The organism is Bacillus sp. AFS018417 (genome assembly GCF_002560985.1).
GTDB classification, from domain to species: Bacteria; Bacillota; Bacilli; order Bacillales; family Bacillaceae_G; genus Bacillus_A; species Bacillus_A rhizoplanae.
Window position 1 is genome coordinate 14,123 of record NZ_NTTM01000017.1, and the last position, 19,768, is coordinate 33,890.

Genomic DNA, 19,768 nt, shown 5'->3' on the forward strand with positions numbered 1-19,768 from the left:
TAAATAGAAAAAGGAGGTTCATCGCTTGAACATCTTCAATATTGCTATCGTGCAAATTAAAAGAGATTTTCGAGATATAAGAACATTAGTTTTTATGTTAGCATTCCCAATTGTACTTATGCTAGTCTTGGGAACAGCTTTAACAAATGCATTTAATAGTGACAGTCTTTCTATTGAAAATATACAGGTATTATATAAAGATGAAGCTAATAGTCAGTTTTCGCAGGCCTTTGAAGCGTTTATAAAAGAAGCAGATAAATCTGGAATTCACTTTAAAAAAGCTTCAACTGATGTAGATGGAAAAGAAGAAGTGAAACAAAATAAATATGCTGGCTATGTAGAAATGAATCAAGATGGCGTGAAGTTATATGAGAGTGATAGAAATAGTATTGAAGGAAGTATTGTTGAGGGGATGCTTACTACATTTGTTGATAAGTACAACGTAGCGGTAGAAGTTGCGAAAGTAGATCCAGGGAAAGTTAGCACAGTTATTTCAAGTGGAAATCATGATGATTATATAAAAGAGACATCTTTACAAGCTGCTAAAAAACCAAGCTCTATGGATTATTATGCGGTTGTGATGACGACGATGATTGCCTTGTATGGAGCGATGGGAGCGAGTTATCTCATTCGCGGAGAGCGATTACGAAGAACGGGAGATCGTTTAATTGCCGCGCCTGTTAGTAAAGCGGAAATCTTCGTTGGGAAAATACTCGGTAGTCTTGTAGTAAATGCACTTTGTCTTCTTCTTGTCGTTGTCTTTAGTAAATTTGTTTATGGCGCAAATTGGGGGGACCATCTTGGAGTAGTCTTTCTGATTTTACTAACAGAAGTATTCCTTGCAATTAGCTTCGGATTAGGGATTGGATATATTACGAAAACGGGTGAGGCAGCTAAAGCGGTGATTATGGTTGTTGTACAATTGGCTTCTATTTTTGGTGGAGCATATTTTGTAGTCGAAGAAAATGTGCTTACAAATATGTCGCCATTAACATGGGCAAATACAGCAATTATGAAAATTATTTATGCGAATGATTTAGGGGCAGCACTTCCGGTAATTTCTTTGAATATTGGAATTTCAGCATTGTTTTTATTGATTGCGATTATCGTATTACGCAGACGGGAGGGGCTATAATATGAAAGATATTTTATGGCTCATACAAAAAACATTATCGGTACTTTTGAAAAATAAAAAAGGGTTACTTATTATTATCGGCTTACCGATAGCGGGAGCACTAATTTCTTTTCTGATGTATGGAAATGCAGGGCAAGGGACATTAAACATCGGGGTTGTAAATAATGAAAATCATTATATAGCAAATGATACCGTGAAATTTATAGAAGGATTAAATCATGTGAAAGTGAGTAAAATTAAAGAATCAGAAGTCGAAGAGAAGCTTGCCTCGAAAAAACTTGATGCAGTGATTACGTTAGATTCAGGTTTTTCAGAAAGTGTTCGAAATGGTAAACCGAGTCACATTCAAATTTCTTCAATTAAAGGTGCTCAAGTAACAGGGTTTATAAAATCGTATTTGTATAATTATATTGATAATATAACGGCAATTAGTAAAGTAGCACAAGATGATCAAAGTAAGTTTGAGAAGATGTATGCAAGTTATCAAAAAAATTCATTTAAGTTAACAGCCGAGACGCTTAAGGATACTTCGAAAAATAAAGATATGACGAATCAAACAGTTGGCTATCTCATTATGTTTATGCTTTTTTCAGCAGTGAATTTCTCAGAATTAATTTTGAAAGAAAAAGAGAACCGAACGTATTTCAGGTTATTATCAACACCGATAGATGGGAAGAAATATATTTTATCTAATGTTGCTGTTAATATGCTTATTTTGATCGTGCAAATTGTTATAACAGTATTATTTATGACCAATGTGTTTCATATTGATATAAATATGCCTTTAATTGTTATGATTGGAGTACTGATGCTATTTGGCTTAGTCGCAATTGGTTTATCGTTAGCGATTGTATCTTTTGCGAAAAACTCAACTTCTGCGAATGCAATGCAAAATATTATTATTACACCAACATGCTTGCTTGCCGGATGCTTCTTTCCATTTGAAATTATGCCAGCATCTGTGCAAAAAGTTGCTGAATTTCTTCCGCAGCGTTGGCTATTAGACACAATCATGAAATTACAGCAAGGAACACATTTCGCAGATTTATATTTAAACATTTTAATCTTATTTGCCTTTGCCATTGCCTTTTTCCTAATCGCAATTTATAAGTTTGGGCGTAATAACGATGCGAGGAATTTTATTTAATTCAAGATACAAAAGGGATGCAGTTTGATACTGCATCCCTTTTTGTATCTTGGCTAACTAAAGCAGCTTATGTAATATTGATATGCTTTTATAGAGTTCTATACAGTCTCCTTCTAAAAGAAAAATACTATTCGTAATGACGTTAAGCATTAAAGCAAGCAACTTTTGAAATACTATGTAGAGAAAATTATTTTGTGCGGAAGGAAAACAAAATGGTGAAAAAGATATTTCGGATTATTTCTATTATTATTGCCATATTAGCTTTTCTCATTATTTGGATGCATATTGATGTAACACTAGGGAGAAAAATAGAAGCGAAAAAAAATCAATCTAAAGAATATGAGCTGCACTATAGTGATTTCCAATTATATGCTGAGGGGAAATCCTTATATGAGCAGTTATTTTCTGATATAAAAGAGGCGAAACATTCCATCTTCACTTATTTCTTCATTATTTCAGATGATAAAAGCAGTCATTCTTTTTTGAATTTGTTAAAAGAAAAAGCAGAAGAAGGTGTACAAGTATACTTATCAGTAGATTGGATTAATGATTTGTCTTTCGAAAGAAAAATGAAAAATGAATTACAAGCGAGCGGTGTTCATTTTACATATAGTAGAAAACCTGAATTTCCATTCTTTTTTTATTCACTGCATCATCGGAATCACCGCCGTATTACAACAATTGATGGAAAAATAGGGTATAGCGGTGGTTTCAATATAGGCGATGAGTACTTAGGAAAAGACAAGCGTTTTGGATATTGGCGAGATTATCATGTACGAATACAGGGAGAAGGAGTGAAAGATTTAGAAGAACAGTTTGTATTAGACTGGAAACGAGATACTTCTGAAGGAATAACAAGTACTTCTAAGCAGATTGTCCCAGGAAAAACATTACACACATTGTCTTGTTATAATGGTCATGATGTGATAAATAAGTACATTGAATTAATAAAGCAGGCAAAGCAATCTATCATTATTGCCACACCGTATTTTATACCAAAAGATGAAAAACTTATGAATGCCTTAATTCAAGCGAGGCAGCGTGGTGTTTCCATTAAAATACTTTGGTCTTTCAAACCGGATATCCCTCTTATAAAAGAGGCTGCATATCCTTATATTCGTCAAGCTATCGAGAATGGCATTTCCGTATACGGATATAAAAAAGGAATGTTTCATGGAAAAGCTATGGTATTTGATAATGAAACAATCGTTACAGGAACAACAAATTTTACTTCACGTAGTTTTCGTATTAATGACGAGATGAATTTCTATATAAAGGGTGGTCCTATTCTTCAACAATTAAATAAGGTATTAGCACAAGATTTTCAAGATTCAAAAGAAATGACGATATCATTCTTTGATAATTTATCTTTTTGGGATCGGTGTAAAGAAAAGATAGCAGGGTTGTTTAATTATTATTTATAGAAGTAGTAATATAAATAAGAAAAAGTGCGGCGTAATGCGGCATTTTTTCTTGTTTATCCCGCATTAACGGGCAGTATGACCCCCCACCTCAAGAATGAGAGAGAAGCGAAGAAGATAGGTGGGGGATAACTGCCCGTAAAAGCCCGATTGGTTCAACTAACCATCAGTGGGAGGGAAGAAAACCCCCACTGATGGAAGTTTCACTTTATAATAATCCTTCGAGAAACGAAAACATATTTTTACAACATATATTTGGGATGATAAACTAAAATGGCAGGGAGCAATTATTTTCCATTAATACGGGAAAATATGTGATGAGATTCCATGAGGAGGAATTATTGTGAAACGTCAAACTGCTATTCGTGAGGTTGCAGAGTATATATGTATGCTTGAATTCAATCATCCTGTAAGAGTAGGTGTTAGCGGCATTACAGCTTCAGGGAAAACAACATTTGCAAATGAATTGGCAAAAGAAATCCAAAATCAAGGAAGAAAAGTAATTCGAACAAGTATAGATTATTTCCATCATCCGAGGGCAATTAGATATTCACAAGGGAAGGAATCAGCGAAAGGGTATTATGAAGATGCTCATGATTATAAAGCATTTTCTGAACGGTTATTAATGCCATTAGGGCCTAATGGTACGATGCGTTATGAGATAAAATCACATGATTTAGAGACAGATATGTATATTCCTTCAGACCCAATATTGGCTTCAAAAGATACGATATTTATAGTAGATGGAACCTTTTTATTTAAGCAAGAACTAAAACAGTTGTTTGATTATAGAATATTTGTAGAAACAGATTTTAATATTGCTAGAGAACGTGGTTCCAAGCGAGAGGCGCAAGCTTTTGGAAGTGAAGAGAAGGCAGGCGAAATGTTTTTACAGCGATATCATGCGGCTTGTCACATGTACATAGAAGAGCATGCGCCAAAGGAATGTGCAGATGTAGTTTTGATTAATAATAATATAGAAGAACCGGTAGTTGTATTTAATGGTTTGTGATTGTAGGGTTATGAACTATGGGAGTTGAATATTTCTATGTTCTCGCTCCCTCTTGTAGAAAGTATAAGGTGCGGTATAATTCGCACCTTATTTCATAATGGCAGTAGAATTTTTTGAAAAGGCTAGTTTTCATCTTCAAGCTTTGTTAACTTATGACTGATTAAGGTGCCGATATGTTCTCCTAAACATATTTTTTTCATTACTCCTGATTCATCAAAGTTAAAGATATGGACTGGTAAATGATAGTCACGAGCAAGTAATAAGGCTGATTGATCCATCACTTTTATATTGTTCTGAACAACATCATTATAATTTAAATGACGATACATTTTTGCTGACTTATTTTGTTTAGGGTCACTTGTAAAGACACCATCTACGCCTTGTTTTGCGACTAAAATGGCGTCGCTATTCATTTCGATTGCTCGTTGTACACTTGGATAATCAGTTGTAACAAAAGGTTGGCCATTTCCACCGCCCAAAATAACAATATATCCTCTATCTAAATGATGAACAGCTCGTAAATGAATGTAGGGTTCGGCAACAGCTGTAACGGGAAAAGATGTCATGACGCGAACTTCTTTATTTGTTTTACTTTTTAAGACACCACGTAACATTAGGCTATTAATAATTGTGCCTAATGTACCTATATTATCTGCTTCTACGCGATCAATACCCCATGTTTCAGCTAAATTCCCTTTAAAAATGTTCCCTCCACCCACAACAATAGAAACTTCAATACCTAAATCAACAATAGATAAAATTTCAGTTGCGATATGTTCTAAGTGTTTGGAACCAAAACTGTTTCCATCTTGATCGGCGAGAGCGCCTCCACTTAGTTTGATTAATACTCGCTTATACGGCTTCATTGTTACTTCCCCCTTTAATAATGACAATAAAAAAGGAGCGAAGGCGAATGCCTTTGCTCCTTTACGAGAAAATGAAACAAAAAAGAACGGTATATAATGAAAGTCATTGTATGTTTTTTCATAACATCCACTCCTTTTTGTTTCATTTTTAAAATAGACGTATTTTTTAGATTATACAAAATAATTAGATGTTTTATCAATACTATTTTTTAGTTGTATACTGAAGATGCGCATCAATGAACATTTTAAGAAAAATTTTTGAAAGTTTTGTGACGAACTTGTAGATTTTTGTCTGATTTTGTAGGTTTATCTATATCATGTGAATAAAGCTTTTATACATTCAAATTGAAAGCGTTCGCATGAAGGGGATGAAAATACATGAAAAAATTCGGATTAGCTACACAAATTTTTGTAGCACTTGTTTTAGGGGTTGTAGTAGGGGCAATCTTTTCTGGTAATAAAACAGCTATTTCCTATATTCAACCGCTTGGAGATATCTTTATTCATTTAATTAAGATGATTGTTGTTCCAATTGTTATTTCTGCACTTGTTGTAGCAGTAGCTGGTGTAGGAGATATGAAAAAGCTCGGCAAATTAGGCGGAAAGACAATACTTTATTTTGAAATTATTACAACGATTGCAATTTTAATGGGCTTAATCGCAGCAAACGTGTTCCATCCGGGAACGGGCGTTGATATGAGCCATTTGCAGCATAGTGATATTTCATCATACCAAGCATCGGCTGAGGCAACGGAGAAAAAAGGCTTTGCAGATACAATTACTCATATTGTGCCAACAAACGTATTTGAGTCGATTGCAAAAGGTGATTTATTACCGATTATTTTCTTCTCAGTTTTATTCGGCCTAGGGGTTGCTGCAATTGGAGAAAAAGGCAAACCGGTCTTTAATTTCTTTGAAGGTGTATTAGAAGCGATGTTTTGGGTGACAAACCAAGTTATGAAATTTGCTCCGGTTGGCGTATTTGCACTTATTGCTGTAACGGTTGCGAAATTTGGAGTAGGTACACTGCTTCCGCTAGGAAAATTAGTGCTTGCCGTTTATGTAACAGTTATCTTATTTGTTGTTGTTGTATTAGGCATTAATGCAAAAATGGTGGGAGTAAATATCTTCACCTTAATGAAAGTTTTAAAAGAAGAACTGATTCTTTCCTTTACAACAGCAAGTTCAGAAGCGGTTTTACCAAATCTGATGCGGAAAATGGAAGAGTTCGGCTGTCCGAAGGCTGTTGCTTCTTTCGTTATACCAACTGGTTATACATTTAACTTAACTGGATCAGCTATTTATCAAGCGCTGGCAGCACTATTTGTAGCACAAATGTATAATGTACACATGTCATTGACGGAACAAATTACATTGTTATTTGTTCTAATGTTAACATCTAAAGGAATGGCTGGTGTTCCTGGTGCTTCCTTTGTTGTTGTATTGGCAACGTTAGGTTCTATGGGACTTCCAGTAGAAGGAATTGCTTTAATTGCTGGTATTGACCGCATTTTAGATATGATTCGTACGGCTGTCAATGTGTTAGGAAACGCATTAGCAGCAATTGTCATGTCGAAATGGGAAGGTGAATTCGATCAAGAGAAAGCGAAGAATTATCTAGAAACTGTAAACACAACAGAAGCAGCGTAAAAAATGAAATTTTAATCAGTGAGGGATTTTTATCTCTCGCTGATTATTCGTTGAACGAATCGGATCTTTACGAGTAGTATATCTCCTGCCCAATTTTTTATTTCTTGCACAATTTTTGAGGTATGGGAATGATTGTTTGTTAATGAGGGACAAAATAGATTGAGGAGTGAACAAACATGGCAACAATAACTGAAGCTAAAAAAGATGTACGAATTGAAAAAGACTTTTTAGGTGAAAAAGAAGTACCGATGCATGCGTATTACGGTGTTCAAACGATGCGTGCAGTTGAAAACTTTCCGATTACAGGTTATAAAATCCATGAAGGATTAATTAAAGCATTAGCAATCGTGAAAAAAGCGGCTGCGCTTGCGAATACAGATGTTGGACGATTAGAGTTAAAGAAAGGTGCAGCAATTGCACAAGCAGCACAAGAGATTTTAGAAGGAAAATGGCATGAGCATTTCATCGTTGACCCAATTCAAGGAGGAGCAGGGACTTCTATGAATATGAACGCAAATGAAGTCATTGCCAATCGTGCCCTTGAATTATTAGAAATGGAAAAGGGTGACTATCATTATATTAGCCCAAATAGTCATGTAAATATGGCACAATCAACAAATGATGCATTCCCAACGGCAATTCATATTGCAACGTTAAATTCATTAGAAGAATTATTGCAAACAATGGGATATATGCATGATATCTTTGAATTGAAAGCAGAACAATTTGATCATGTAATTAAAATGGGACGCACACATTTACAAGATGCTGTACCAATTCGTCTTGGACAAGAGTTTAAAGCGTATGCTCGTGTACTTGGACGTGACATGAAGCGTATTGAGCAATCTCGTCAACACTTATATGAAGTAAACATGGGAGCGACAGCTGTTGGTACAGGATTAAATGCAGATCCACAGTATATTGAGGCTGTAGTAAAACAATTAGCTGCTATTAGTGAGCTTCCTCTTGTTGGAGCTGAGGATTTAGTTGACGCAACGCAAAATACAGATGCTTATACAGAAGTATCAGCTGCACTGAAAGTATGTATGATGAATATGTCCAAAATTGCAAATGACTTGCGCTTAATGGCATCCGGTCCACGCGTTGGATTAGGTGAAATTATGCTTCCAGCTCGTCAACCTGGTTCTTCTATTATGCCAGGAAAAGTAAATCCTGTAATGCCAGAAGTTATTAACCAAATTGCGTTCCAAGTAATTGGGAACGATCATACGATTTGTCTTGCTTCAGAAGCGGGCCAATTAGAGCTAAACGTAATGGAACCAGTACTTGTCTTTAACTTACTTCAATCCATCAGCATTATGAATAATGGATTCCGTGCTTTTACAGATAACTGTCTAAAAGGAATTGAAGCAAATGAAGGACGCTTAAAAGAGTATGTTGAGAAAAGCGTTGGTATTATTACAGCTGTAAATCCACATATTGGATATGAAGCAGCAGCTCGTTTAGCAAAAGAAGCAATTGCAACTGGTCAATCTGTTCGAGAACTTTGCTTGAAAAACGGTGTATTAACACAAGAAGAATTAGACTTAATTTTAGATCCATATGAAATGACGCACCCAGGAATTGCGGGAGCAACTCTTTTAAAGAAAAATTAAAAGAGGGGGGATTTTCCCCCTTTTTTTATTTACAATATAGAAATGGCATATATAAATAGAGGTAGGGATTGTATGAGTAAATTTATGGTTTCCTCGGATGGAACGTTAAAAACGTCACTACGAGGAGTAGAAGTATTAGCAACACCACTTTTAAATAAAGGTGTCGCTTTTACAGCTGAAGAAAGAGAAGAACTAGGATTAAAAGGATTGTTACCACCAGCTGTGTTAACGTTAGATGAACAAGCGCGACGTGCGTATGAGCAGTTTTGTTCACAGCCCGATGACTTATTAAAGAACGTATATTTAACAGCATTGCACGATCGTAATGAAGTATTATTTTATCGTTTGCTTACAGATCATTTGCGAGAAATGCTTCCAATTGTATACACACCAACTGTTGGTGTAGCGATTCAAAGATATAGTCATGAGTATCGTAAACCACGTGGTGTATATTTATCAATCGATGATCCTAGCGGCATTGAAGAAGCGTTTTCTAACATTGGTGCAACTGCAGAAGACATCGATTTAGTCGTTGTGACAGACGGTGAAGGTATTTTAGGAATTGGAGACTGGGGCGTAGGTGGTATTAATATTGCCATTGGTAAGCTAGCCGTTTATACAGCGGCAGTTGGTATCGATCCAAGCCGTGTATTACCTGTTATTTTAGATGTTGGTACGAACCGTGAAGATTTATTAAATAATCCGTTTTATATTGGAAATCGTCATCCGCGTGTAACTGGAGAAGCGTATGATTCATTTATTGACTTATTTGTAAAGGCTGTATGTAACAAGTTTCCGAATGCATTACTACATTGGGAAGATTTCAGCTCACGAAATGCACGTAGAATTTTAGATAAATATCGCGATAATGTATGTACATTTAATGATGATATACAAGGAACAGGTGCTGTTTCACTTGCAGGAGTGTTATCAGCTGTGAAATCTTCTGGTATTCCGCTTTGTGAACATCGCGTTGTTGTCTTCGGTGCGGGTACTGCTGGAATTGGAATTGCAGATCAAGTACGTGATGCGATGGTTCGCTTAGGTTTATCAGAGGAAGAAGCAAATCGCCGTTTTTGGTGTATTGACCGTTATGGTTTACTTACAGATAACATGGAGGATCTTCTTGATTTCCAACGTCCGTATGCGCGTGAAGAATCAGAAGTGAAAGAATGGAAGAAAGCTGAAACGATTGGTCTTGCTGAAGTTGTGAAACATGTACAACCGACTATTTTAATCGGTACATCAACAGTTGCTGGGGCATTTACAGAAGAAATCGTAAAAGAGATGGCAGCTCATGTGGAACGACCAATTATTTTACCAATGTCTAATCCGACACCTCTTGCAGAAGCGAAGCCGGCAGATTTAATTTCTTGGACAGAAGGACGAGCACTTGTTGCGACGGGAAGTCCGTTTGAGCCAGTTACATATAATGGTGTTACTTATGTAATTGGACAATCTAACAATGCGCTTATCTTCCCGGGTCTTGGTCTCGGTACAATTGTTGTTCATGCTCGTGTGATGACGGATGGCATGTTTGCAGCAGCGGCAGAAGCGGTAGCGAGTATGGTAGATACAAGTCAGCCTGGTGCACCGATTCTTCCAGAAGTAGAAGAACTGCGTAATATTTCAGAGATAGTTGCAATTGCAGTGGCAAAAGCGGCAGTTTCTGAAGGCGTTGCTCGTGAGGAATTAAATGATAACGATATCAGGAAGGCTGTTCAAGCTGCAATGTGGCAACCTGTTTATCGTCAAATAAAAGCAGTTGAAAAGGTAACAATATAGAAATAAAGCCCGTTTATATAATAAGCGGGCTTTCCTTATTATGTTTCAATATTACGAGTCAAAATAAGAATACTAAATAATAGGAAGTGGCATATTTGAGCTGGCACCAATTATGGAAGAAAGATTTTTCAATTTTAATCCTTGCAATTTTGATTGTTCCGATAGCTGGAGAACTGAATTTTCATCCATTTAATGATACGTTTCGTGTTAGCTTTGGAACACCAATTTTTTTCTTTTTATTATTATTTTTAAGGAAAATTCCAGCTGCTTTAGCAGGTTTACTTGTTGGTGCGGCTGTTGTAACATTTCGCATTGGTCTTGACTGGATGCTGCAAGGTTCTTTTCATTTTTCAACCTCCTTTTCTATGCGTTACCCAGTCTTTTTTTACTATCTCGTTTATGGAAGTCTTTTTTCACTATGTAAAGTAAACAGATTTCACCAAAAACCATTTATCATTGGATGTTTTGGGATAACGATTGAAATTATCTCGAGTATGTCAGAACTTGCTTTCTATCATGTTTTTGTGCTTGGCACGATGGTTACAGTTTCAGAATTCAATAAAATTATTATCATTGCTATTTTTCGGAGCTTTTTTGCTCTTGGTTTTTTAAATATGATGAATTTATATGAAACAAAATTAAAAGAAGCTCAGGTTCGGAAAGAAAATGAAAAGATGTTTATGCATCTTTCTAATTTGTATGTGGAATCTGTTCATTTGAAGAAAACGCTGCAAAATGCGGAAATAATCACACAAGAAGCGTATCAACTATATCGGAACTTACAACAGAAAAAAGTAGGAAACACTGAAAATGATATAGAAGCGTATAGTAAAAAGGCGCTGAAAATTGCAGGGGAAGTACACGAAATAAAAAAAGATAATCAAAGAATTTTTGCGGGGTTATCCAAACTTCTTTTAGATAAAAATCTTTCAGAATATATAAATGGAAATGAACTAATAGAAATGATTATAAGAATTAACGAGAAGTATGCGCAGTTATTAGAGAAAGAAATATCATTTTCTAAACGTTTAGAAGGGGAGCATACGCAGTATCATGTATACACTGTTTTGTCGATTTTAAATAATTTAGTTGCCAATGCTGTAGAGGCAGTTGATAGCACTGGTGCCATTACAATTCATGTAAAGAAGAGGGATGCGTTCGTCATATTTGAAGTGATGGATGATGGTCCGGGAATCCCAGTAAAATATAAGGAGCTAGTATTTAAGCCTGGTTTTACCTCAAAGTATGATCAAACAGGAACGCCATCAACAGGAATTGGACTGTCTTATATAAAAGAGATGGTGACGGAACTCGGAGGAGAGGTTATACTACAAGACGGAGACAATGAAAGAGGCTGCAAGTTTATTGTGAGACTGCCGGAGTCTAGTCTGACTAAGGAAGGGTGAGGGGATGTTTTATTACATCGTAGATGATGACGAAGTATTTCGTTCTATGCTATCACAAATCATTGAAGATGAAGACCTTGGAGAAATAGTAGGAGAAGCAGAAGATGGTGCTTTCATAGAAGGAGATCAATTGAATTTTAAAAAAGTAGATATATTATTTATTGACTTATTAATGCCCCTTCGAGATGGGATTGAAACTGTTCGAAACATTGCCCCGTCATTTGCAGGAAAAGTGGTTATGATCTCTCAAGTAGAATCAAAGCAATTAATTGGTGAAGCTTACTCCCTTGGGGTAGAGTATTATATTACAAAACCTCTTAATAAAATTGAAGTTGTGTCGGTTGTACGAAAAGTAATAGAACGTATTCGTTTAGAACGATCCATTCAAGATATTCAAAAATCATTGAATAATGTATTTCAGTGGGAGAAGCCTGGTTTACGAAGTGAACCACAGTTAGAAGAGAAAAAAATTATTGATTCGGGCCAGTATTTATTATCGGAACTCGGAATTGCCGGAGAGAACGGAAGTAAAGATTTACTGAGTATGTTAGAATATTTATTTGGGCAAGAAAAGAAAGAAACCTTTGAGTATGGATTCCCAGCATTAAAAGATATTTTTCAACATATTACCGTTAAAAAATTAGGAGAAACGGCTTCGGAAGCGGAGGTTGATAAAGAAAGAAAAGCTTCTGAACAACGGGTACGCCGAGCGATTTATCAATCGTTAAATCATTTAGCTTCTCTCGGTTTAACAGATTTTTCAAATCCGAAGTTTGAAAGCTATGCTCCGAAATTTTTTGATTTTACAATTATACGAAAACGTATGACAGAACTGACAAAAGATGAACCAGCCCCATCTGGACATACGAGAATTAATACGAAGAAATTTATTCAAGTATTATATTTTGAAGCGAAGCGGTTGACCGAAGTAGACTAAGTGAATACTGTTCTGAGAAAGAATGCTGAAAGAAAAGATGTTTGCTCGTTTGTAGCAAACATCTTTATGTATATATAAGGATTATATAGAGCTAATAAGGTCGTTTAATTTTTAGCTAAAAAAATCAGAGCCTTCCTACAATTTTTATGTAGCAAGGCTCTTTAAAGTTAGTTATCTAAAAGAAAATATGGATTTTTTATTTTGGTTCTATTCAAGAAGGACCAGCAGCTCAAATAGATAGTTTAATAGACTATTTTAAAAATCTAGGTTTTTATTCTTATTTTATTTAAAATAATTTCTTTAAGTTGTGTTGGATTGTCAGAACGAATAGCTATTTGTGAATATTCTTTTTGAATTCCCATAAATAGTGTTGCTCTTACAGGTTTTTTCATTTTTAAAATCATGTCTGGATAAACTTTTTCAAAATCTCGTACAATAAAATCAATCGTATCTTTCGATAACTTACTTTCTAGAATCGCTGGATCTTCGATAATACACTCAATATTTTTAAATTGAATTTCTGTACGCTTTAATAATCCAAGAGAGAGAAACATAGATCCATTGTTTATATAAATTGGATTTAATCGAATAGCTTGAATATCCGCTAAGAAAAAAATTACAGAATAAATATTAAGAACTAATAAGATGATCGAAATAACCATCGATTTATCATGAAGCCACCAATGGAAACCTAATGTTTCAATAACAATTGCATGAATCATCATGATTTGAAATGCTATGTAACTTGAACTTTTATATAGTGTTATACCTGTAGGTGGCGCCTTTTCCCAGCTGAAGAAAGCATAATAAAACATCATCACCTCTGAACAAATCACATGGATAATTGAATTTTTCTTTACATAGTCATCAATTGCATGTGGGAAAGAAAAAACTACCGGTAATTTGCTCATTTTCACCTTTCTCACGATTTTTGGCATGTAACGAACAAATGTAACAATTAATATAATTTCAAAGATGATTAACGCAGCCTCTATTACAATTCCAGCCCAAGTAATAGCTACAAATGGTTCTAAAAGATGATTTGGAATTAGAAACCTAGCTAATATACATCCTGTCGCTGATAAAATAATCGCTGTTTTTACAGAAAACTTCTTGCTATACAACATAAAGAATAAAGGCAACATAATAATTAGGTCTAATAATGACCCTAATACTACCATATTTGTTTCTGGTGGGAGAAGATTATTTCCTATTTGCGTGTGATAGAGCATATAATTACTACAAAAAATAGCGAAAAGCAATAATAACCAAATGTACTTTCCTCTTTTAATCACATACATAGATTATTCCCCTTTTACAATCGTATTTAATTTTTCAAGTATACGGACCAAATGTTTCAAGTCTTCTAAGGGTAGCTGTCCATAAACATTGTGATTGATTTCATCTTCGAGCATTTGCAATTCTTCGAAATACCGCTCGCCTTTTATCGCCAATTTTAATATGATTTCACGACGATTTTCTTTATTAATATTGCGGGTAATGTATTCTTTTGTTTCTAATTTATTAAGAAGTTGACTAACTGCACTCGTTGAAATATTCAATTGGGTAGCTAAATCTTTCGTTGAAGTGATACCTATCCGGATTAGCTCTAATAATAAAACTTGCTTAGCTGTAAGTTGATTATCAATTTTATGCTCAAATCTACTTGCTAATTGAACGTTTAAATGATTTTGTAAACTGTTAATTTGTTGAATAAGATCATTTTTCATACATAAAACACCTCGCTTAATAATTAAGTTAACTTAACTATAAAGTAAACTAAATTAAAAGTACATAGAATAAATGTTAATAATCAGAATGTTTTCGCGTTTGTTGTATAATAAAAGGAGGCTCTTATTGAATCGCTTAAACGTAAGGATAAGAAGTTAGAGGAAGAAAATAAAAAATTACGTGAGCAATTGAAAAGTGTATACGCGGAGGTTTATAAAAAGTTCTAGTTTGATAAGGCAGATCTTATTTAGTGGGACAAAAAAGCTCTTGTTTTTCCACAATCGGGCCATATAATTGAACAACAACTTTAAAGAAGACTGGATATTCATGTTAATATATAGATAATATTGTGAAGGAATGTACTTAAACTAACGGAGCAGGATAGTTGAACAAGCCAATCTAAAAAAGTCGGTTCCTTAGCGTACAGGAATTCGACTTTTTTTAGGTTAAAATTCGCTTAGCGTACAAAATTTCCGAAATGTTGGCGGTACCCCATGCCCATCAACTTAAGATAAATTTGTATCCGTAAAATATAATGCTCCTCAATACTCTCTAAATTCACACTATCCAATTCATTAATGTGGTTGGAAACCCAGTTTATCGGTCAGGTATAGATTCAAAAAGTGCTCTTTGATTCTCCGGTGGTCGATATCGCTCAGCTATATTAAAGTGATGAAAGGTCATGACGGTTTATATCGAGAGAGTGGAGAATCGGCAATTTCATGGTAAATAAATTTTTGTTCGAATGTTATTCAGGTCAATCGGATTCCTTCAAATGCATTCATCACCAAATGATGCACATAGGAATCATCCAACTTTTCGCCAGTTACGAGCAAACGATAGAAAATCGGCCCGTAAATGAGATCGATGCTTACTTCAATATCGAGAGTTTCTTTCAATTCTCCTCTCTGAATTCCCTTCTCCAGAAGATGCTTAGCTTGGAGTCGCCGGGGCTGAAAATATCGGGTACGATATTCCTTAGCCAATTTTGAATCAAACTGCCCTTCGCCTACTAACTCCGTAATAATGATCCCTTCCCGACTTGTCAAAAACCTGGCTAAACTCGTGGCGTGAATTAGAATATCATTTAATGCCGAGCCCGTATCAGGCACAGGCAACTTGGCAGCGGTAGCAGAAAGAAAACCATCCATTACCACAGCTGCCTTGTTAGGCCACCATTTATAAATCGTGGCCTTGCTAACTTTAGCACGATCTGCAATTTTATCGACCGTGACCGCTTTAAAGCCCTTTTCCAACAATAACTCATAGGATGCGGAAAGGATAGACTTATGCGTTTCGACATTACGCGGCCGACCTCTTTTACTTTGCACATTAATCATTCCTTTCAAAAATATAAACTATACGTTTAGTATACTTAATTTGAATACAAAATAAAATAACCTATTTACAAAACTGAACGTTTAGTATATTATTTATTTTAATTAATGAACTAAACGTTTAGTATTTAATAGCTAAAAAATCTTACGATGTTAACTGATGCAACTAAGCCTAAGACTCCACAAGAACTTATTACAATAATACATGGGAAAAGAGAGGGGAGAGATGGCACAATTGAAAGTCTTGAAAGAAGAGTTGGATGCAGTTCAGACTCAATTTAGTAAAATGGCGTCTGACACTGCGGCAGCATTTGCCAAGATGATCCAAGAACTTCGGGATAATGGTATAGGAGGAGTTAACTATGTCTAATTTAAAAAATCAAACAATTGATAAAGATATTTCAACGGGGTTAACCATACTTCTAGCAACTGCATGTGGTATCATTGTAGCTAATCTTTATTATGCACAGCCCTTGGTTGGGTTAATTAGCTCTGCAATTGGACTTTCTACTAGTAGTGCTGGATTGATTGTAACGCTAACTCAAATTGGATATGTTGTCGGCTTACTATTTCTTGTGCCTTTAGGAGATATTGTTGAAAACCGAAAGCTAGTAGTTATATCTTTACTTCTAAGTACAGTCGCCCTGACTGCCACAGTATTTGTGAAACACGGAATTCTTTTCCTAGTGGCTTCATTCTTCATCGGATTGGGATCGGTCGCAGCACAAGTTCTCGTACCTTTTGCGTCATACCTTGCATCAGAAGCTACACGCGGTCGCGTTGTTGGTAATGTCATGAGTGGTCTGTTACTTGGCATCATGCTGTCACGTCCGATATCAAGCCTAGTAGCTGACATTTGGGGATGGAATGCAATATTTGCCTTGTCTGCGGCAGTAATTCTTCTCTTAGCGATCATATTATCAAAAGTACTCCCTACTAGGAGGCCAATGGCAAACACAAACTATACGGCCTTACTCGGTTCAATGTGGAAACTACTGCGAACTACCCCGATCTTACGCCGTCGCGCAATTTATCATGCGTGTGTATTCGGGACTTTCAGCTTATTCTGGACTACTGTTCCGTTATTATTGTCTAGCCCTACTTTTCATTTTTCTCAGAAAGATATAGCACTGTATGCTCTTGTCGGAATTGCGGGTGCGATAGCTGCGCCAGTAGGTGGCCGTCTAGCTGATCGCGGATGGACTCGGCTTGCCACTGGGATAGCTCTCGCTGTTGTTATCGTTTCTTTATTACTACCACTCATGATTCAGAGTAGTTCGCCCGTTGGAATAGCTGTTTTAGTAGTTGCAGCTATTCTGTTGGACATGGGAGTATCCGCAAATCTTGTGCTTAGTCAACGTTTGATTTTCTCTTTGGAGCCAGAAATTCGTAGTCGATTAAACGGATTATTCATGGCTATTTTCTTTTTGGGTGGTGCTGTTGGATCCTCTATCGGAGGATGGGCATACGCCTCAGGGGGATGGAGTGCAGCATTATGGATGGGAATCGCTTTTCCAATCATAGCACTGTTTTATTTTGCCACAGAGAAATAGTTCTTTAATTAAACTTAAGCAGTCAGGATTCGTCTGACTGCTTAAGTTTTGGTATGTCCAAGCTTTAGAGATTAATTGCAATTGTTTTGAGCTTTTTGCACCAGAACCAGATTTTTTGTCTCTATCGCTGTAAGGGGACAAAACTCACCATGTAAAATATGTCTGAATTCTATGTAGACTATGATAAAAAAAGAGCTTGTGTCAAAAAACAAGCTCTCTTTAAAAGAAATAACGTAATTGAGATGTCTATATATTACCAATTGACTTATTACGATTCCATACGTCTCATGTTGAGAAATAAATTATAAGTGGTTTGATAAAACTAAAATGAATTATTGACATAATATTTTGACGATCATATAATAAATCTCGAATTAGAAATATTTTACAAAGGATTGGTGATTATGAGTGTGATTAATAATGATGAGAATTTATCTTTAAAGTTATTTGTTATATTATCACGAGCAGTACAGTCAATCACAAAGCGTATTGAAGAAGATATAAAAAGTTATGGACTTAATCCAACTGAATTTGCAGTTCTTGAGTTACTATACAATAAAGGCGATCAGCCTATACAAAAAATTGGAGACAAAATATTACTTGCAAGTAGCAGTATCACGTATGTAGTTGATAAGTTGGAAAAGAAGAGGTTCTTAATACGAAAACCATGTCCTAAAGACCGCCGTGTCACGTATGCGTCAATTACTTCAGAAGGTATTGAATTGATGGATACTATTTTCCCTCAGCATAAAGAGGCGATTCGGCAAATATTTGGTGGTTTGGACTCTAGTGAGAAAAAAGTGATAATCGAACAGTTGAAAAAATTAGGATATTATGCGCAAGAACTATAAATTTTTTGAACATATATCTCGAATTAGTAATATCCTAATTAAATATAAATTGAATAAAAGTAAAAAATCCCCTCTGGATTATGACATATGTCATAATACTCGTTAATCTAATCATGATAAATTAACCTTAAAAATGCAAGGGAGAAGCGGTATGTATAAATTACTTTCCGCACTTATTGGTGCTCTCATCGCACTTATAATCCCATTAAACGGCATCTTATCAGAAGTTATAGGAAACTATAAAGCCAGCGTTCTTATTCACATTGTTGGATTGATTGCGGTTATTATCATTTTACTAGTGAGAAAATTAAAAATTAAGATTCATAAAGGAATCCCGCTCTACTTATATAGTGCGGGGGCTAAGTGTTCTTTTAAGAGTGAATCTTTAATAAAAGCTGAGAGTGGGTGTCAACAATGGAATTACGCCATTTAGAGTATTTTATTCAAGTTTGTAATAATGGTAGTTTTACTAAAGCTGCGGAAGTTCTAGGTATTTCACAGCCGACTTTAAGTCAACAAATACGTGTGTTAGAAGGTGAACTTGATACACCTTTATTTCATCGAGTTGGAAGAGGTATCAAAATTACAGAAGCAGGTAAGTTACTATTTGATAAAGGTAAATTTATCATGCAGCTATTTGACGAGGTTCATAATGAGATCTTTGAATTAAAGGGTGTGAAAAGAGGTGTGATTACTATAGGAGGGTTATTAGAGGACCTCACCTATTTAACACCTTATATTATGCAATTTCAACAACACTATCCCAACATCTTAGTAAAAATCATAGAATCAGAAGTTGCTGTAAATCAAATCGTTGAAAAAAATATTGATATAGGGATCACACGTAGTTTTCAAACTCCAGACACATTAATAAGCACTCTTTTGTATAGGGAAGAGCTCGTCCTTGTGGTTCCAAAAAATCATCCTTTGAATGAAAAATCATTTGTTTCTTTTCGAGAATTAGTAGGGCTGAGTAGAATAATGGCTTCAAGCAGTTGTCGTGAATCAATTAAGATATATTGTGAAAATTTAGGGTTATCTTTATCTGAGGCAAATATAGAAACAAAATCTTCTATTTCTCTATTGAGTCTTGTATGCAATGGACATGGGGTTGCCATAATACCACTCTCACTGGTTGATTTTGTTAATAATGATTCCTTGAGCATAGTTCGTATTGTTGATCCAACACCAAGTCAAGATATTAATCTTATTCACTTTGATGATAAATTTTTAAGTTTTGCAGCACGTATCTTTATGCAGAAGTTAAATGATCCTGAAAAAGTATCAGTATAATAGATACAATAATGATTCTAGTGTGAAA

Annotated in this window: 17 protein-coding genes and 2 pseudogenes; 15 read left to right on the top strand and 4 right to left on the bottom strand. The window is 35.3% G+C overall.

All coding sequences use genetic code 11. From position 1 onward, the window contains the following. Positions 1-25 precede the first annotated feature (25 nt). From CN326_RS09235 to CN326_RS09250, 4 genes are all read left to right on the top strand, one after another. Positions 26-1,135, top strand: coding sequence for an ABC transporter permease (locus tag CN326_RS09235; RefSeq protein WP_098308534.1), 1,110 nt, complete (start codon positions 26-28; stop codon positions 1,133-1,135). Position 1,136: 1 nt separating this feature from the next. After that, positions 1,137-2,282, top strand: a complete 1,146-nt coding sequence (locus CN326_RS09240; RefSeq protein WP_098308536.1) for an ABC transporter permease — start codon at positions 1,137-1,139, stop codon at positions 2,280-2,282. 212 nt (positions 2,283-2,494) lie between these two features. Further along, the gene (locus tag CN326_RS09245) at positions 2,495-3,706 is read left to right on the top strand and encodes a phospholipase D-like domain-containing protein (RefSeq protein ID WP_098308538.1); all 1,212 of its coding nucleotides are present in this window, start codon (positions 2,495-2,497) and stop codon (positions 3,704-3,706) included. Between the two features lie 340 nt (positions 3,707-4,046). Beyond that, positions 4,047-4,715, top strand: coding sequence for a nucleoside/nucleotide kinase family protein (locus tag CN326_RS09250; protein ID WP_098308540.1), 669 nt, complete (start codon positions 4,047-4,049; stop codon positions 4,713-4,715). Positions 4,716-4,837: 122 nt separating this feature from the next. Here the strand turns inward: CN326_RS09250 and pyrH are convergent, their stop codons facing one another. Beyond that, positions 4,838-5,581 (bottom strand): UMP kinase, encoded by a 744-nt coding sequence (gene pyrH / locus CN326_RS09255; RefSeq protein ID WP_098308542.1) that lies wholly within the window; start codon positions 5,579-5,581, stop codon positions 4,838-4,840. A 378-nt stretch (positions 5,582-5,959) separates the two neighbouring features. On the opposite strand from pyrH, the gene CN326_RS09260 reads away from it, so the two are divergent. The 5 genes from CN326_RS09260 (at position 5,960) to CN326_RS09280 (ending at position 12,975) form a co-directional block, all read left to right on the top strand. Continuing rightward, positions 5,960-7,231, top strand: coding sequence for a cation:dicarboxylate symporter family transporter (locus tag CN326_RS09260; protein ID WP_098308544.1), 1,272 nt, complete (start codon positions 5,960-5,962; stop codon positions 7,229-7,231). A 176-nt stretch (positions 7,232-7,407) separates the two neighbouring features. After that, the gene (gene aspA, locus CN326_RS09265; protein ID WP_098308546.1) at positions 7,408-8,847 is read left to right on the top strand and encodes an aspartate ammonia-lyase; all 1,440 of its coding nucleotides are present in this window, start codon (positions 7,408-7,410) and stop codon (positions 8,845-8,847) included. Between the two features lie 51 nt (positions 8,848-8,898). Beyond that, entirely contained in the window at positions 8,899-10,632 is a 1,734-nt protein-coding gene (gene malS / locus CN326_RS09270; protein WP_098308581.1) for an oxaloacetate-decarboxylating malate dehydrogenase, read from the top strand. Between the two features lie 95 nt (positions 10,633-10,727). Then, positions 10,728-12,038 (top strand): ATP-binding protein, encoded by a 1,311-nt coding sequence (locus CN326_RS09275; RefSeq protein WP_141525011.1) that lies wholly within the window; start codon positions 10,728-10,730, stop codon positions 12,036-12,038. Positions 12,039-12,042: 4 nt separating this feature from the next. Next, positions 12,043-12,975 (top strand): response regulator, encoded by a 933-nt coding sequence (locus CN326_RS09280; protein WP_098308550.1) that lies wholly within the window; start codon positions 12,043-12,045, stop codon positions 12,973-12,975. A gap of 263 nt (positions 12,976-13,238) precedes the next feature. Here CN326_RS09280 and CN326_RS09285 read toward each other — a convergent pair whose 3' ends face one another. Continuing rightward, complete coding sequence (locus CN326_RS09285; protein ID WP_098308552.1) at positions 13,239-14,276, bottom strand: beta-carotene 15,15'-monooxygenase; 1,038 nt, start codon at positions 14,274-14,276, stop codon at positions 13,239-13,241. Between the two features lie 3 nt (positions 14,277-14,279). Further along, positions 14,280-14,705, bottom strand: a complete 426-nt coding sequence (locus tag CN326_RS09290) for a MarR family winged helix-turn-helix transcriptional regulator (RefSeq protein ID WP_098308554.1) — start codon at positions 14,703-14,705, stop codon at positions 14,280-14,282. Between the two features lie 114 nt (positions 14,706-14,819). Here CN326_RS09290 and CN326_RS25030 point away from each other — a divergent pair. Continuing rightward, positions 14,820-14,933: pseudogene (locus CN326_RS25030) on the top strand (DUF6262 family protein); the annotation flags it as partial. Between the two features lie 525 nt (positions 14,934-15,458). On the opposite strand, the gene CN326_RS09300 reads toward CN326_RS25030, so the two are convergent. Then, on the bottom strand, positions 15,459-16,037 hold the full coding sequence (locus tag CN326_RS09300) for a TetR/AcrR family transcriptional regulator (RefSeq protein WP_176524565.1): 579 nt from the start codon (positions 16,035-16,037) through the stop codon (positions 15,459-15,461). A gap of 232 nt (positions 16,038-16,269) precedes the next feature. On the opposite strand from CN326_RS09300, the gene CN326_RS24575 reads away from it, so the two are divergent. The 5 genes and pseudogenes from CN326_RS24575 to CN326_RS09320 all read left to right on the top strand — a co-directional run bounded on the left by CN326_RS24575 (position 16,270) and on the right by CN326_RS09320 (position 19,740). After that, complete coding sequence (locus CN326_RS24575; RefSeq protein WP_176524567.1) at positions 16,270-16,413, top strand: hypothetical protein; 144 nt, start codon at positions 16,270-16,272, stop codon at positions 16,411-16,413. Then, positions 16,406-17,596 (top strand): MFS transporter, encoded by a 1,191-nt coding sequence (locus CN326_RS09305; protein WP_098308558.1) that lies wholly within the window; start codon positions 16,406-16,408, stop codon positions 17,594-17,596. Before CN326_RS24575 ends, CN326_RS09305 begins: the two co-directional genes overlap by 8 nt. A 404-nt stretch (positions 17,597-18,000) precedes the next feature. Then, the gene (locus tag CN326_RS09310; protein WP_098308560.1) at positions 18,001-18,447 is read left to right on the top strand and encodes a MarR family winged helix-turn-helix transcriptional regulator; all 447 of its coding nucleotides are present in this window, start codon (positions 18,001-18,003) and stop codon (positions 18,445-18,447) included. Positions 18,448-18,598: 151 nt separating this feature from the next. Beyond that, positions 18,599-18,808 (top strand): annotated as a pseudogene (locus CN326_RS09315) (DMT family transporter); the annotation flags it as partial. A 53-nt stretch (positions 18,809-18,861) separates the two neighbouring features. Further along, complete coding sequence (locus tag CN326_RS09320) at positions 18,862-19,740, top strand: LysR family transcriptional regulator (RefSeq protein ID WP_098308562.1); 879 nt, start codon at positions 18,862-18,864, stop codon at positions 19,738-19,740. Positions 19,741-19,768 lie beyond the last annotated feature (28 nt).